Origin of the sequence: Corynebacterium stercoris (assembly GCF_024160105.1) — a bacterium.
GTDB lineage: Bacteria > Actinomycetota > Actinomycetes > Mycobacteriales > Mycobacteriaceae > Corynebacterium > Corynebacterium stercoris.
In genome coordinates this window covers 121,381-137,199 of record NZ_JAMFTQ010000001.1, presented here as the reverse complement: position 1 = coordinate 137,199, position 15,819 = coordinate 121,381, and the positions used below count along the sequence as shown (strand labels likewise).

The window sequence follows — 15,819 nt, the reverse complement described above, 5'->3', positions numbered from 1 at the left end:
AGTGCGCTATAGTGAGCGCACATACGCAGTGATCCGGCCATCACCGGGGAGCGTTCCGGAAGAACGGCGGCCGCAGCCCTTGCCCAGGGTTGGAGCCGCTCAGTAGAACCGGACGTACGCACGGAAGACGTCACTTCCTTCACATAAATGAAGCGGGGCCCGAGCACGCGGGCCCAAGCAGGGTGGTACCGCGTGGCCGAATGGCTGCGTCCCTGCACGATGCGCACTATGTGGAGGAATTTGCAATGGTTGGCGGCGTTTACCCCAAGGCCGATCTCACTGCCGGCAGCTCGGCGTTCCCCGAGATGGAACAGGCCGTGCTCAAATACTGGAACGAGGACGGCACGTTCCAGGCTTCGCTGGAGAACCGCGAGGGCTGCGAAGAGTACGTGTTCAACGACGGCCCGCCGTTCGCCAACGGCCTGCCGCACTACGGTCACCTGCTCACCGGCTACGTCAAGGACATCGTTCCGCGTTACCGCACCCAGGCCGGCTACCACGTCCCCCGCGTGTTCGGCTGGGACTGCCACGGCCTGCCCGCCGAGCTTGAGGCGGAGAAGCAGCTGAACATCACCGACAAGGCCCAGATCGAAGACATGGGCCTGGAGAAGTTCAACGAGTATTGCGCTAAGTCCGTGATGCACTACGCCGACGAGTGGGAGGACTACGTCACCCGCCAGGCGCGCTGGGTTGACTTCGAGAACGGCTACAAGACCATGGACCTCGAGTACATGGAGTCCGTCATGTGGGCGTTCAAGGAGCTCTACGACAAGGGCCTGATCTACCAGGGCTTCCGCGTCCTGCCGTACTCCTGGGCCGAGCACACACCGCTGTCCAACCAGGAGACGCGCCTCGACGATTCTTACCGCGAGCGCCAGGATCCGACCGTCACCGTCACGCTGCCGTTCACCGGCGCGCGCGAGGGCTTCCCGGCCGCCGCAACCTGGGCCTCGGAGCCCTTGCTTCACGACGCCTGCGCCATCGCCTGGACGACCACGCCCTGGACCCTGCCGTCCAACCTCGCGCTGGCTGTGCACCCCGAGGTCGAGTACTCGCTGGTAGTTGTGGGCGAGGGCGGCGCGGAAGCGTTCGTCGGCAAGCGTCTGCTCCTCGCAACCGACCTGATCGACGCCTACGCGAAGGAACTCGGCGAGAACCCCGAGGTGGTTGCAACCTTCACCGGCGCGCAGCTGGAGGGCCTGGAGTATGAGCCGGTCTTCGACTACTTCCGCGACACCGAGAACGCGTTCATGGTGCTCACGGCGGATTACGTGACCACCGAAGACGGCACTGGCATCGTCCACCAGGCACCTGCCTTCGGTGAGGACGATATGACCACCTGCGAGGGCTACAACATCCCGCTGGTCATCCCCGTCGATGCCGACGGCAAGTTCACGTCGCTGGTGCCGGATTACCAGGGCAAGCTGGTGTTCGACGCGAACCGCGACATCATCCGCGACCTTCGGGAGCGCGGCCGCGTGCTGCGCGACCAGACGATCGTGCACTCCTACCCGCACTCCTGGCGCTCCGGTGAGCCGCTGATCTACATGGCGCTTCCGGCGTGGTTTGTGAAGGTCACCGACATCCGCGACCGCATGGTCGAGCTGAACCAGGAGATCGATTGGATCCCGTCCCACATGCGCGACGGCCAGTTCGGCAAGTGGCTCGAAGGCGCCCGCGACTGGAACATCTCCCGTACCCGTTACTGGGGCTCCCCGGTGCCGGCGTGGGTGTCCGACAACCCGGAGTACCCGCGCGTGGACGTGTACGGCTCCCTCGATGAGCTGGAGCGCGATTTCGGCGTGCGCCCGACGTCGCTGCACCGCCCGTACATCGACGAGCTGACCCGACCGAATCCGGACGACCCGACGGGCCAGTCCACCATGCGCCGCGTGCCGGACGTGCTCGACTGCTGGTTCGAGTCAGGCTCCATGCCGTTCGCCCAGTACCACTACCCGTTCGAGAACGTCCAGGAGCACGACGTACGCCAGCCGGCGGACTTCATCGTGGAGTACTCCGGCCAGTCCCGCGGCTGGTTCTACGTGCAGCACGTGCTGTCGACGGCGCTGTTCGACCGTGTCGCGTTCAAGAAGGTCGTCGCCCACGGCATCGTGCTGGGCAACGACGGGTTGAAGATGTCCAAGTCCAAGGGCAACTACCCGAACGTCAACGAGGTTTTCGACCGCGACGGCTCCGACGCGATGCGCTGGTTCCTCATGGCCTCGCCGATCCTGCGCGGAGGCAACCTGATCGTCACCGAGCAGGGCATCCGCGAGGGAGTTCGCCAGGCGATCCTGCCGATCTGGAACGCCTACACCTTCCTGCAGCTGTACTCCTCCGAGGACGCGCAGTGGTCCGTGGATTCCACCGACGTGCTCGACCGCTACATCCTTGCTAAGACGCACGACATGGTCGCCAGCGTGGGCGCCGCCCTCGACGAGGTCCGCATTGCCGACGCCTGCGATCAGCTCCGCCAGTTCGCCGACACCCTGACCAACTGGTACGTGCGCCGCTCCCGCGACCGCTTCTGGGAGGGTCAGGAGGCGCACCCGGAGGCCTTCAACACGCTCTACACGGTGCTCGAGGTCACCTGCCGCGCCGCCGCGCCGCTGCTGCCGTACATCACCGAGGTGATTTGGCGCGGCCTGACGGGGGAGCGTTCCGTGCACCTCACCGACTACCCGACCGCGGATCAGCTGCCTGCCGACGACGCACTCGTGGCCACCATGGACGCCACCCGCGCCGTCTGCTCCGCAGCGTCGTCTGTGCGCAAGGCCCGCAAGCTGCGCAACCGCCTGCCGCTGCCGAAGCTCACCGTGGCGCTCCCGCAGGCTCACGAGCTCGCGGACTTCGCCGCCGTGATCCGCGACGAGGTCAACGTCAAGGAAGTCGAGCTCACCGACGACGTTGACTCCGCCGGCAGCTTCGAAGTTGTCGTCAACGCCAAGGTCGCGGGTCCGCAGCTGGGCAAGGACGTGCAGCGCGCCATCAAGAACGTCAAGGCCGGCAACTACGTTCGCGAGGGCGAGAACGTTGTCGTCGACGGCGATATCGTGCTCACCCCGGAGCTGTTCACCGAGCGCCTCGTCGCGGAGAACCCGGACAGCACCGCGCGCGTCGAGTCCGCCGACGGCACCGTGGGCCTCGTTGTCCTCGACACCGAGGTCACCGAGGAACTCGAGGCCGAGGGCTGGGCTGCCGACGTCATCCGCGGCCTCCAGGACGCCCGCAAGAACGCCGGTTTCGCCGTTTCTGACCGCATCGCTGTGCGCCTCGCCGTCCCCGCAGAGAAGCGCGACTGGGCCGAGCGCCACGCCGCACACATCGCCGCCGAGACGCTTGCGACCGACTTCACGGTCGTGTCCGAGCCACTCGATGGGGCAGTAGACGTCATCGACGGTGTCACCGCAACGGTCGAGAAGAACGGCTAGCTAAGCAGCTACTCCTCGCCGAGATCGAACGCGTCCACGCCCGCAAGGCTCTCAGGATCGAGTCGGGTAGTAATCCCGATTCGATTCCACGCGTTAATGGTCACGATCGCCATGAGCAGGTTGCGGGCGTCCTTCTCGCCGTGCTCAGCTTCAACGCGGTTCCAGAGTTCGTCCGGAACCGACTCCTCACCGCGGATGTGAGTCACCGCGTCTGTGAGCTCTAGTGCGGCGGTTTCAGCGGCATCGAATCTGTCGCGGTGGTCCGTCCACGATTCAACCTGGCGGATACGGTCTTTGGACCAGCCGTCCTTGCGCGCGTCCCGGCGGTGCATCGCAAGACAATACACGCACTGGTTCAGCGCAGAAGCGCGCAGCTGCACCAGGTGCGACATATCTTTGTTCACTCGTGCTCGAACGAACGTTTCCAACCCCAACATCGGCGCGTAGGCGACTTTTGGAATGGGTTTGCGGTTTCGATCAGTCATGCTGCCATGTTAATGAAGTCAGGTTCTCGACGGTTGCTTTGAACTTGCGGCCGAGGTGGATGTCGGCGAGCACGAGAATGGGTTCCATGGGGCTCACGGTAGCGTAAGGGACATGTCACGCTGGGTGCTGCACATCGACATGGATGCGTTCTACGCATCCTGCGAGCAGCTCACTCGGCCCACGCTCAAAGGCCGGCCGGTGCTGGTCGCGGGCGTGTCGGGCCGCGGGGTAGTGGCGGGCGCGAGCTACGAGGCCCGCAAGTACGGCGCGCGTTCCGCGATGCCCACGCACCGGGCGGCGCGGCTCGTCGGCACCCAGGCGGTGCTTGTGGCCCCGCGCCGGCCCGTGTACTCGGCGGCGTCGCAGCGGGTGTTCGAGGTCATCGCGCGCCACGTCGACATCATCGAGCAACTCTCGATCGACGAGGCGTTCATGGAGCCCGCAGAGCTTGTCGACGCTTCCCCAGCAGACGTCACCGCGTGGGCGAATATGTTGCGCGCCGCGATCAAGGAGGAAACCGGCCTGCCGAGCTCTATCGGCGCAGGCAGCGGCAAGCAGTACGCCAAGATCGGCTCGGGGTTGGCGAAGCCGGATGGAGTGTTCGTCATCCCGCACGCGACCCAGCTCGAGATTCTGCACCCGCTGCCGGTCGCCGAGCTGTGGGGTGTCGGCCCGGTGACGGGCGCGAAGCTCGCGGCCGCCGGCATCGAAACGATTGGGCAGCTCGCGGACCTGACGGAGAAGGAGGTGGAGATTGCGCTGGGCGGTGTCGTCGGCAAGCAATTGTGGCTCTTGGCGCGGGGCGTGGACGAGCGCCCGGTCGCGCCGCGGGCGGAGGCGAAGCAGATCTCCTCGGAGCACACCTACCCCCAGGACCTAACGACGGCGCCGGAAGTCGATGCGGCGCTGCGCCGCGCTGCGGAGGAGTCCCACCGGCGCCTGGTGAAGGACGGGCGCGGGGCCAGGACGGTGACGGTGAAGCTGAAGATGAGCGATTTCCACATCGAATCCCGCTCGGCGACGCTGCCGTACGCGACCGATGACGCGGAAACGTTGCTGGCCACTGCGTTCAAAATCGTCCGCTACCCGGATGAGGTGGGGCCGATCAGGCTGGTGGGCGTGTCCTATTCAGGGCTCGAGGAGTCACTGCAAGACGTGCTCTTCCCCGAGCTCGACCAGGCGATTGTGAAGCCCTCGCAGGTGAGCGCGGAGTACGAATCCGGGGTGAGCGACCACGCGGACGGGCCGCAGATCGAGGTGGTGTCCAGCGCCGCGCCCAAGGCCGGCCAGTGGCAGGCGACGCAGGACGTGCACCACCCCGATTTCGGCCACGGCTGGGTGCAGGGCGCAGGGAAGGGCTGGGTGACGGTGCGCTTTGAAACGCGCGCGACCGGCCCGGGCCGGATCCGCAGCTTGCGTGCCGACGATCCCTTGCTCCAGCCCGCCGATCCCCTGGACTCGCTCGATTGGCAGGACTGGTTGGCAAAGCGCTAGCCCGTGCCCGGCGTGCGTTAGAGCACGAGGTGCGGATCGACGCCCGCGGCCAGCGCGGCGAGCAGCGCGATGCGCGCCTGGCCGGCGCTGAGGAAGCCGGCGGGAAGCGCGCCAAGATCGCCGAGGGTGGAGCCGCCGCCCGCGCCGCCGTAGTCGAAGCTGACACCGCCGCGGGGAACGGAGGTGGCGATGACGACGGGGATGCGGGCATCGATCGCGCGGCCGATGGCTTCGCCCATGGCGGGGGACACGTTGCCGGAGCCGAGGGCCTCGACGACGATGCCGTCGGGACGCGAGGCGGCAACGGTGTCCACGAGCTCGCCGTCGGCACCCGGCCAGGCGCGCAGGATGGGGACGCGCAGCCCGTCAAGTTCGGCGCGCGGCACCGGTGCGGGGCGGGGCATCGGGCGTTCCGATGTCAGCGCGAAGGCGCCCAGATCTTCCGTCGAAGCCTTGTAGAGGCCGCGGGCGGGCCAGGTGTCGCCGGCGAAGTGGACCAGTACGCCGTTTCCGCGACGCAGGCGGTCGGCGGCCGCCTCGATGGCGCGGCGGAGGTTACCCGGCCCGTCTGGGTGCGGGTCGTCGGCGGGGCGCTGCGCACCTGTGAGGACGACCGGGCGTGGGTCGGTGTGGACGAGGTCGAGGGCTAGCGCGGTCTCGGCCATCGAATCGGTGCCGTGGGTGAGCACGACGCCCGAGATGCGATCGTCGGCAAGCGCCTTGTGCACAAGCCCGGAGAGCATGTCGAGGTCGGCGAGGGTGATGGCGGAGGAATCGAGGCTCGTGGCGTCGTAGACGCGGACATCGTGGTCCGTGCCGCAGGCCCGCACCAGCTCCTCGCCGGTGAGGGTGGGGACGCGGGCACCGGTGGCGTCGGCGGTGGCGGCGATGGTGCCGCCGGTGGCGATGACGAGAACGAACTGGTCCATGAGCACTAGCGTGCCAGATGTGACGTGGGTGTCGGTTGTGACGAGCCGAGAGCGTCGGGTTACGCTGGGAAAGGTTGACTAGTTTTTAAGGAGATCACGTGTACGCACGCAAGATTGCCGCCGCCACCGTCATGCTCGGCCTGGGTGTGGGCATCGCTGCCTGCTCGGGCGGCGAGGGAACGGAAACCACCACCTCCTCGGCCGCGACGTCCGAAGCCCCGGCAGCAACGGCCGCCGCGCCGGTGGCGGAGATGCCGTCCGCATCCGAGCTCAACGGCGTGATCCAGCGCGCCGCCGACCCGAACCTGCCGCTGGAGGAGCGCATGCTCACCGTGCAGGGCGGGCAGCAGGTACCCGAGCTTTTCGACGTCATGACCCAGTCCCAGCTCGAATCCGGCGCGACCTTCCAGGTTGTGGACCCGGTGCTGCCGGGCTTCGAGCCGTACCAGGTGCTCGCCGCGGTGAACCTGGTGCAGCCGGGTGCTGAGCCGACGCTGATCAACGACGTGACCTTCGTGCACGAAGAGGGCCACTGGAAGCTGTCGCAGCAGTGGGCCTGCAACCTGATCTCCTCGACGCTGCCGCCGGAGCAGGTTCCGGCGATGTGCAGCGCCAGCGCCCCGGTGGCGCCGCCGCCGGTTGATGCGCCTGCACCGGCTGAGGCACCCGCGCCGGCACCGGCTCCGGGGCTGTAAACGCCGGACTCCCTGAATCTAGTCGCGGTCCTCGCGCCACACCTCGTCGGTCCACATGGTGGCCAAGGTGAGGATGCGGGCGCGGGAATCCTGCTGCGCCATGCGGCGGCGCCACTGGCGGCGCACCCAGCGGTCGTGGCTGGTGATGATCACGGTGCCGCTGAAATCGACGAGCGCCTGCTCCAGCTCCTCGGCGAGGGCGAGGGAGAGGTGGTTCGTCGGCTCGTCGAGCAGTAGGAGATCCGGCGGGGATGCCAGGATGATGCCGAGTGAGACGCGGCGACGCTGACCCAGCGACAGGTCGCCGAGCTTCTTCGCGGCCTGCTCCGGGGTCATGAGACCCATCTCGACCAGGGTGGGGGAGCCAGAGGGGGTGTGGCGCTCGAAGACTTCGGCCGCGGTGGCCTCGAGGTCGTGCCAGGCGTCGTCCTGCTCCAGACGGGCGACGGTGAGCTCCTCGGGGATGATGAGCTCGCCCTCGTACTCGGTGATTTCGCCGTCGATGATCTTCAGCAGCGTGGACTTGCCGGAGCCGTTCGGGCCCTCGACGAGCAGCTGCTGGCCGGGCTGCACCTTGATGCTCAGCGGCATGAGGCGGTCCGGCACGCGCAGGTTAACGGCGGTTACAGCAGGCACGCCGATCGACGTCGCCTGGTGCGGCGGCACACCGGTGAAGCGCAGGCGCTCGGGTGGCGCGGGGATGGCGAGACGCTCCAGATTGTCCAGGCGCTGCTCTGCGGCGCGGCGCCGGGCGCCGACGGTCTTGGCGGCGCGGTCAGCGAAGAACTTCGCGCTCGCCCGGGTCTCCGACTTCGATTCGTGGTGGTGGAACACGTCCTCCGCCGTCTGGTCGGCGGCCTTCTCCAACCGGGTGCGCTCGTGCTCCTGGGCCGCGTAATCCGTTTCCCAGCGGCGGCGGCGGTCCTCGCGGGCCTTCAAATAATCCGAGAATGCGCCCGTGAACTTTGCGCCCTGGCGGGTTTCCTCGCCGTAGCCGCCCTCCGCGCCGAGGCCGGGGTCCAAGTCGACGATGGCGTCGCAGGCGGAATCGAGGAAGTAGCGGTCGTGGGACGCTGCGAGCACCGGGCCCTTGAACGCCTCGAGCTCGCCGATGAGGAAGTCCACGGCCTCGTCGTCGAGGTGGTTCGTCGGTTCGTCGAGGACCATGGCGTCGACGGGGCGAAGCAGCAGCGTCGCCAGCGCGAAGCGGCGGCGCTGGCCGCCGGACATTTCGCCGAGCGGGGTGTCCAGCGGCACATTCGCCAGGCCCAGGCCGGCCAGGACGGTGGCGATGCGGGCGTCGAGTTCCCAGACACCGGAGTTCTCGGCGCGGGCGAGGGCTCGGTCGAATTCGTCGGCAAGCGAGGTGTTCTCCGGCTCCTCGGCCATGCGGCTGGAGAGCTCGGCGATGTCGGCTTCGACTTGGCGGAGTTCGGCGACGGCTTCGTCGATGAGCGATTGCGCAGGCTCGGTGAACGGCAGCGAGGTTTCCTGCGCGATGAAGCCGGTGATCGGGGGCGTGATCAGCGTGCCGACGTCGGCAGTGAGCTCGCCCGAAATGATGCCCAGCAGCGTCGACTTGCCGGCGCCGTTCTCGCCGATGAGGCCCGTGACGGAGCCGGAAGGCACCGCGAAGGAGATGTCGGTGAGGACGCGGTGGCCGCCCGGGTAGGAAAACGAGATGCCGTCGAGGCCGATGTGCAGTGGGGCGACCATTAGTGGCCCTTTCCGTAGGTGACCGCGGAGGTGATGTCTTGGACCACGCCGAACTCGCTGCCCTCGCCCGTGTAGATGAGGCGGGTCGTGGACGCGACCTGGCCGTCGACGGGCAGCGGGCGGGCGAGGTCGACGGTGACGTGGCCCTCCGAGGTGGTGTTGGAGCTTGCGACCTGCAATGTCCGACCGTCGAGGTCGCCGGCAGCCTGGTTGTCGATGCGCAGGGTGGTCTGCGCCGGGGAATCGTCGATACGCACGTCCAGCTCCACCGTGGTGCCGCTCATGCCGGTGACGGTGTAAGTGGTGGTTCGGCGCATGGCGGTGTCGCCGGTGACGCGGCCTTCGACGGTCCATGAGCCGCCGATGCCGACCGGGTCCTCGGGGAAGACCACGGTGGCGGACATGATGCTCAGCAGCGCGGACTCCACTGCCTGGCGGCCGGTCTCCGGCGACTCAACCGGAGCGAGGAGCTGCACGGTGGAGATCAGGCCGGTCTCGGCGGCGCGCCAGCGCATGAGGAAGCCCTCCGCGGCGGCGATCTCCTGGCCGAAGGCGAGGTCGGAGTGCTTGCCCGCGCCGGCCTCCACGAGCACGCTGCGCGCGGCGGGCTCTTCGCCGTCGCCGGGCTCGGCGGCGGGGGAGACAGTGACAGAAAGCGGCAATGTGGTAGCCATGACGTCGCCGCCGGCGGGTGCCTCCGGGTCAACCTCCCCGTTCTGCGGGGCGACTGCCTGCGTCACCCCCTCCGACACCTCGACGGTAATGGGCCACGGCTCTTCGGCCTGCGTGTCCGCGACTGCGTCGGTGTAGCGCAGCTGCTGCGGATTGCTGCCGGCATCGAGGAGCGTCACCTTCGGGGTATCCACGGCGAACGCGGGAATCCCCTCGAGCGGGTCGGGCTCGGTGCCGGAGCAGGCACCGAGCACCAGCGGCAGAGTCAGTGCCGCCGCGGCCGCGGCGCGGAGGTGGCGGGGCGGGACGAGCTTGGTAAACACGCTTTGAACCTACCCCACACCCACCGACTACAGTGAGGCGGTGATGAACCAGACTGAGACCGCGCCCACACGCAACTACCTAGCGCCCGTAGCAGCCGTCATGGTGTGCGTCGCCGTGGTGGACCAGTTGGTCAAGCAGCTCATGCTCGGCTGGCTGGAGCCCGGTGTGCCGCAGCCGGTGATCGGGGACTGGTTCCGCTTCTACCTGCTGTTCAACCCCGGTGCGTCCTTCTCCATGGGGCAGGACTTCACCTGGGTGTTCACCACTATCCAGCTGCTGTTTCCCATCGGCGCACTGTATTTTTCCCGCAACCTGCACAGCAGGTGGGAGGCGCTCGGGCTTGCGCTCATCGCCGGCGGCGCGCTGGGCAACCTCGTCGACCGCCTCTTCCGAGAGCCGGGGTTCTGGTTCGGCCACGTCGTGGACTACATCTCGGTGGGCAACTTCGCGGTGTTCAACATCGCGGACGCGTGCATCACCGTCGGCGTGGTCGTGTTCCTCATCGCGATGCTCTTCGGCGAGAATGCAACCGCCAGCAAGGCCGAGGGGGCCGAGCAGTGAGCGGGGAGTTTCGGTCCCTGCCGGTGCCGGAGGGGCTCGACGGCATGCGCGTCGATGCCGCGCTGGCGAAGCTCTTCGGTGTTTCCCGCGCCGCTGCGGCGGACATGATCGCGGCCGGCGACGTGCTGGTGGACGGCGCCGTGGTGCAGAAGTCCGAGCGCCTGAGCCCGGGCACCCTCCTCGAAGCCACGTTGCCGGAGCCGAAAGCCGCGCCTGAACCGGTGGTGGAGCACGTCGAAGGCTTGACCATTCTCTATCAGGACGAGGATGTCATCGCCGTCGATAAGCCAGTCGGCGTCGCCGCGCACCCTACGCTCGGCTGGGAGGGGCCGACGGTGGTCGGCGGGCTCCAGGCCATGGGCTTCACGCTTCCCGACGCCGGGCCCCCCGAGCGCAAAGGCATTGTCCAGCGCCTCGACGTGGGCACCTCCGGAGTGATGGTGGTGGCCGCGAGCATCCCCGGCTACTCCGTGCTCAAGCGGGCGTTCAAGGAACGCACCGTGGACAAGACCTACCACGCGGTGGTGCAGGGCCTGCCCGATCCGATCGTGGGCACCATCGACGCGCCGATCGGCCGCCACCCGTCGTCGGGGTGGAAGTTCGCCGTGACTGACGACGGCCGCCAGAGCGTCACCCACTACGAAGTCCTCGAAGCGTTCCGCCGCGCGAGCCTGCTGGAGGTGCACCTGGAAACGGGCCGCACGCACCAGATCCGCGTGCACATGTCCGCCATCGGCCACCCCTGCGTCGGCGATCCGATGTACGGCTCCGACCCGAACCTGTCCAAGCAGGTCGGGCTGATCCGCCAGTGGCTGCACGCGACAAAGCTGGGCTTCAACCACCCGCGCACCGGCGACTACATCGAGGTCGCCTCCCCGTACCCCGCCGACCTGCAGCACGCGCTCGACGTGCTGCGCCAGGGATAGATCGTGCAGCCGGCGAAGCTGGCCGCCGCAGTTTTCGGCGCCGCGCTGGTCGTCGGCGGGGTGTACGCGGTGGGCCTGAACACCAACGCGCACCCGTCCGTCCTCCAAGGCGACACACTCGGCCCCCAACCGGGCGAGACTGCCTATGACTATGCGGCTCGGGCGCAGGCGTCGTTACGCGATGCCGGCTCCGAGCGGGCCTTCGCCCTCGTGTCCTTCGCCGAGCCCCGCAACCCCGCGCACGCCGCCGCCGCGGTGACTGCAGCGCCGCGCGTCGGGGCGCTTGTGCTTGCCGACGCTCCTTCCAAGGCCATTCCGGAACCCGCCCCCGGCGAAAACCGGGCCGACGTCTTCGCGCGCGAGGCTGACCGCATGGTTGCAGTGGGCGAGGAGAACGGGGTTGCGCTGGACGCGGACGCGATCGTCGCCGTCGTGGTGCACGCGCCCGGGGATGTGCTGCGCGAGATCGCCAGAGCCCCGGACGTAGCCGCTGTGGAGGTTTTGCCGCCTGACGCGGTGTGGGGAGCCTTTGGTATCACACCTATAAGGTGAGCCCGCGCGGTGTATAGTCACCGTGAGTTACACGACCCTGGCGTGAGGAGAGGCATTGGCTTTTACGGCTCCCAAAAACGGAACGACCACCTCGGCAAGGCTGCGCAGAACCGCTGTCGCGGCGGTCATGTCGCTCAGCCTGACGCTGGCGGCCTGTGGCAACGACGCAGGCTCGAACGCGCACGAGGGGCTCGCGCCGGGAGACTACACCATCGCCTCCGCCGAGGGCGTGCGCGACAGTGTGCTGGTCAACGGCAAGATCGCGCCGGTGCGCGCCGTGAGCATCACCACCCCGCTGCAGACCGAGGTTGAGCGCATCGCCGTCGCGCCGGGCGACCGCGTCCAGCCGGAGCAGTTCCTCGCCGCCCTGAACACTGAACAGCTTCAGCGCCAGCTGGAGATCCAGGAGAAGCAGCAGGCCAACGCGCAGGCCGAAGCCATGGCGCAGGTGAACCAGGCGCAGGCGCAGCTCAACGCCATCAACAACGGCGCGAACCCGGCCTTGCGCGCGGCGCAGGCGCAGGTGAACCAGGCGCAGGCGATGTACAACGAGGCCGTGGCCGCCAATGGCGGCGGCTGGAAGGTCGCGCGCGTGGTGCGAGTCGCCGACGAGATGGCCGCCCGCTTCTCCTCCCAGATCACCCAAATGGTCGGCGGCCCAGGACCGGGCGTTCCGGCGCCGGGTGCGCCGGGCGCGCCGATTCCGCCGGCCCAGGAGGGCGCTCCGGCTCCGGCACCCGCACCGGCTCCCGCGCCCGCACCCGGACAGGCGCCGCTGATGGAGGGCGGCTACGTTGAGCCGGGCTCGCCGGCAGGCGGCGGCGAGATTGCGACGCTGAGCGTGAGCCAGGCGTACGCTGCGCTGGAAGAGGCGAAGGCCAACCTCGCGGCTGCGCAGGCGCAGGCGGAACAGGAGCGCCTGCAGGCGCAAGCGGCGGTAGATTCCGCCTGGCGCGCGGTGGAGAACACCCAGCTCGAAGCCGGCGACGGTTCCCTGGAGTACCAAGTTCAGGAAGCTACCATCTACGCGCCGATCGCGGGCATGGTCACCAGCGTCGACGTGCAGGAGGGTGACATCCCGCAGGGGCGCATCCTGAGCATCGCCGACGATTCCCGCCTGCTCATCCGCGCCGACGTTCGTGAGGCGGACGTGCCGAAGATCGCGGTGGGCAACCGCGTCGTGTTCACATCGACCGCGACCGGCAAGAAGGAATACACCGGCCGCGTGCTGCGCATCTCCCCGGCTGCGGATCCGGGCGCGGATGCCCAGGCTCTGCCGGGCGGCTTCGCCGGCGGCGGCGGAGGCGCTGATGCCGGCACCGTGACCTTCCCGGTGGAGATCGAGGTCACCGGTGACACCGAGGGTCTGCTGCTGGGCGGCTCTGCACGCGCCGAGATCATCACCCAGGAATCCGACAAGGCGCTCAACGTCCCCCTCGACGCCGTGTACGACGACGAGGGCGTGAAGAAGGTCCTCGTCCTCGCCCGCGACAACGACGATGACCGCTCGGGCACGCTCGAGGAGCGCGAGGTGCAAACCGGCACCGAGAACGACATCGACGTGGCGATCACCGGCGGCGACCTGAAGGCCGGCGACATCGTGGTGAACTGGCCGGAGGAGTACCGCGACCGCCTCGGCGAGAAGATCGACATCACCGACGACGGTTTTGATCCCGCAGCCGTCGACAAGGCTCGCGACAGCTCGAAGCGCACCACCGCAACGGTGACGGTGACCAGCACCCGCAGGGCGTCGGAGGAAGCGCCCGATCCTGCGGAGGCCTCGGCGGAACCTGCCCCGCAGGAGCCGGCGGCCGGCGCCGCTAACTAGGGGAGGGCGTGTGAAAACCCCGTTCCGCAAGCGCCGCGACACGGCGCAGCTCAGCGACGCCTCCAGTGCGCAGGAAGTGCACGCCGATGACCCGTTCTTCTTCGGGGAAGAGGCGGACACCGGCGAGCAGCCGGTCGTTGAGGCGGTGCCGGCACAGGCCCCGCAGCCGGCGCAGTCCCAGGTTGGCGGGCTCTCGGACTCCGGCCTGCTCATCGACATGCGCAACATCGTCAAGACGTACAACGTGGGCGAGCCGAGCGAGCTCACCGTGCTGCACGGCGTGGATTTCCGGGCGGCGCACGGGGAGTTCGTCTCCATTGTCGGCCCCTCCGGCGGCGGCAAGTCGACCTTGATGAACATCATCGGCATGCTCGACCGCCCCACCGAGGGCGCGTACGCCTTCAACGGCGAGCCGGTCTACGCCAAGAGCGACCAGGAGCTGGCGGCGTACCGCAGCCACAACATCGGCTTCATCTTCCAGAACTTCAACCTCATCGGGCGCATGGACGCATTGCAAAACGTTGCCATGCCGATGATGTACGCGGGCGTCGACCGCAAGCAGCGCGAGGCCCGCGCTGAAGAGCTGCTCGGAATGATGGGGATGGGGGACCGCATCCACCACAACCCGAACGAGCTGTCCGGCGGCCAGAAGCAGCGCGTCGCCATCGCGCGCGCCCTGGCGAACGACCCGGACCTTTTGCTTGCCGACGAACCGACCGGCGCCCTCGACTCCAAGACCGGCCGGCTGGTCATGGACCTGTTCCACCAGCTGCACGACGAGTTGGGCAAAGCCATCGTCTTCATCACCCACAACCCGCTGCTCGCGGAAGAGACGCAGCGCATCGTGGAAATCATCGACGGACGCATCGACGCCGTGCGCACCCCGTCCGGGCAGCGCGCGACCGAGGAGGCATAGGCGCACGTGAACATCCGTGAATCACTCAGGTTGGCCGCATCCAGCCTGAACACCAACCGGCTGCGCTCCCTGCTTACCCTGCTGGGCATCATCATCGGCATCATGGCCGTGATCATCATCATGACGCTCGGCCGCGGCCTAGAAAACGATGTGATGAGCGACCTCGAGGGTGTCGGCACCACTTCGCACCCCGTGTACATCCACGCCCGCCCGGACGAGGCGGATCAAGATGACGACCCGTTTGCCGCCCTCTACTACGACGAGCCCTCCAGCGAGCGAGACGGCATGACCATCGAGCAGCTGGAACAGCTCCAGGCGTACTTCGGCGACCGGGTCCAAGCCGTCGACATCGCCGTCAGCGGCAGCGGCGACGTCGCGTACGGGGATACGACGTCGAGTAGCTCCATCGACGCTGTGCTGCCCGGCTCCCTCAAGGTCCGCGGCCGCGAAGTCGAATTCGGCCGCGCGATCTCGGAGGCGGACCTTTCCGGGCAGCGCCCCGTCGCGGTGGTTTCGCAGGAATTCGTGCAGGCGCTTTTCGGCGGCGATCCTTCCGCCGCGCTGGGCGAGCGCTTCGACGTGGATCTCGGCGGCCAGCCCGCAGCGTTTACTGTGGTCGGCGTGCTGAAGCCCCACACTGCCGGCGGGCAGATGTTCGGTGCCCAGGACTACGCGGAAATCTTCATCCCCGCCACCTCGGCGGACCGGGTAAACCTCCAGGCCGATTGGGTGACGAGCTTCACCGTGCAGGCCGCGGCGACGGAGGAAACCAGCGCGTTCCAGGCTGACCTGCAGGCCTATTTGGATCGCGTCTACGCAGGCAATGAGGACTTCGAGGCGGAAGTGATGGACCTCTCCTCTGCGCTGGAGGGGCTGTCGAAGACCTTCGGCATCATGTCCACAGTGCTTTCGGCGATCGGCGGCATCTCGTTGCTCGTCGGCGGCATCGGTGTCATGAACATCATGCTGATCACGGTCACCGAGCGCACCCGCGAGATCGGTGTGCGCAAGGCGCTCGGCGCAACGCAGGGTGACATCCGCATGCAGTTCATCATCGAGGCCATGCTCGTCTGCCTCCTCGGCGGCGTGATCGGCGTGATCCTCGGCGGCGCCATCGGCATGGTGGCCACCAGTTTGGCGTTCACCCAGATGGCCTGGCCGCCCATCGGAGCCGTCATATTCGCACTGTTGTTCTCGTTGGCTACGGGTGTGTTCTTCGGCTACTACCCGGCCTCGAAGGCCGCAAAGATGCAGCCCATCGACGCGCTGCGCTACGAGTAATTGGTTGC

13 protein-coding genes are annotated in these 15,819 nt (G+C 67.9%); 9 read left to right on the top strand and 4 right to left on the bottom strand.

All coding sequences use genetic code 11. The annotated features are described in order from the left end of the window. The first annotated feature begins 245 nt into the window (after window positions 1–245). Window positions 246–3,431 carry an isoleucine--tRNA ligase gene (gene ileS, locus M5J20_RS00630; protein WP_253575850.1) on the top strand — a complete coding sequence of 1,062 codons (3,186 nt, stop codon included), beginning with the start codon at window positions 246–248 and terminating at the stop codon, window positions 3,429–3,431. Between the two features lie 8 nt (window positions 3,432–3,439). Here ileS and M5J20_RS00625 read toward each other — a convergent pair whose 3' ends face one another. Continuing rightward, window positions 3,440–3,916 (bottom strand): carboxymuconolactone decarboxylase family protein, encoded by a 477-nt coding sequence (locus tag M5J20_RS00625; protein WP_253575380.1) that lies wholly within the window; start codon window positions 3,914–3,916, stop codon window positions 3,440–3,442. Between the two features lie 112 nt (window positions 3,917–4,028). Between M5J20_RS00625 and M5J20_RS00620 the strand changes: the two genes are divergently transcribed. Further along, window positions 4,029–5,411, top strand: coding sequence for a DNA polymerase IV (locus M5J20_RS00620; protein WP_253575378.1), 1,383 nt, complete (start codon window positions 4,029–4,031; stop codon window positions 5,409–5,411). A gap of 17 nt (window positions 5,412–5,428) precedes the next feature. Here M5J20_RS00620 and M5J20_RS00615 read toward each other — a convergent pair whose 3' ends face one another. Then, window positions 5,429–6,340, bottom strand: a complete 912-nt coding sequence (locus M5J20_RS00615; protein WP_253575376.1) for an asparaginase — start codon at window positions 6,338–6,340, stop codon at window positions 5,429–5,431. 98 nt (window positions 6,341–6,438) lie between these two features. Between M5J20_RS00615 and M5J20_RS00610 the strand changes: the two genes are divergently transcribed. Next, window positions 6,439–7,035 carry a WKL family lipoprotein gene (locus tag M5J20_RS00610; protein WP_253575374.1) on the top strand — a complete coding sequence of 199 codons (597 nt, stop codon included), beginning with the start codon at window positions 6,439–6,441 and terminating at the stop codon, window positions 7,033–7,035. A gap of 18 nt (window positions 7,036–7,053) precedes the next feature. On the opposite strand, the gene M5J20_RS00605 is transcribed toward M5J20_RS00610, so the two are convergent. Together M5J20_RS00605 and M5J20_RS11435 are read right to left on the bottom strand one after the other, a co-directional pair. Further along, window positions 7,054–8,751 (bottom strand): ABC-F family ATP-binding cassette domain-containing protein, encoded by a 1,698-nt coding sequence (locus tag M5J20_RS00605; RefSeq protein WP_253575372.1) that lies wholly within the window; start codon window positions 8,749–8,751, stop codon window positions 7,054–7,056. After that, a complete protein-coding gene (locus tag M5J20_RS11435) occupies window positions 8,751–9,746 on the bottom strand; it encodes a DUF6263 family protein (RefSeq protein WP_253575370.1) in 996 nt (331 codons plus the stop codon). The genes M5J20_RS00605 and M5J20_RS11435 overlap by 1 nt, the downstream gene beginning before the upstream one ends. A 43-nt stretch (window positions 9,747–9,789) precedes the next feature. On the opposite strand from M5J20_RS11435, the gene lspA reads away from it, so the two are divergent. The 6 genes from lspA (at window position 9,790) to M5J20_RS00570 (ending at window position 15,811) form a co-directional block, all read left to right on the top strand. Next, window positions 9,790–10,308 (top strand): signal peptidase II, encoded by a 519-nt coding sequence (lspA, locus tag M5J20_RS00595; protein ID WP_253575848.1) that lies wholly within the window; start codon window positions 9,790–9,792, stop codon window positions 10,306–10,308. Between the two features lie 44 nt (window positions 10,309–10,352). After that, a complete protein-coding gene (locus M5J20_RS00590) occupies window positions 10,353–11,234 on the top strand; it encodes an RluA family pseudouridine synthase (RefSeq protein WP_253575846.1) in 882 nt (293 codons plus the stop codon). A gap of 3 nt (window positions 11,235–11,237) precedes the next feature. After that, window positions 11,238–11,786, top strand: a complete 549-nt coding sequence (locus tag M5J20_RS00585; protein WP_253575368.1) for a hypothetical protein — start codon at window positions 11,238–11,240, stop codon at window positions 11,784–11,786. A gap of 127 nt (window positions 11,787–11,913) precedes the next feature. Continuing rightward, window positions 11,914–13,614, top strand: coding sequence for an efflux RND transporter periplasmic adaptor subunit (locus M5J20_RS00580; RefSeq protein ID WP_253575366.1), 1,701 nt, complete (start codon window positions 11,914–11,916; stop codon window positions 13,612–13,614). Between the two features lie 217 nt (window positions 13,615–13,831). Beyond that, entirely contained in the window at window positions 13,832–14,530 is a 699-nt protein-coding gene (locus tag M5J20_RS00575; RefSeq protein WP_253575844.1) for an ABC transporter ATP-binding protein, read from the top strand. A 6-nt stretch (window positions 14,531–14,536) separates the two neighbouring features. Next, complete coding sequence (locus M5J20_RS00570; RefSeq protein WP_253575364.1) at window positions 14,537–15,811, top strand: ABC transporter permease; 1,275 nt, start codon at window positions 14,537–14,539, stop codon at window positions 15,809–15,811. Window positions 15,812–15,819 lie beyond the last annotated feature (8 nt).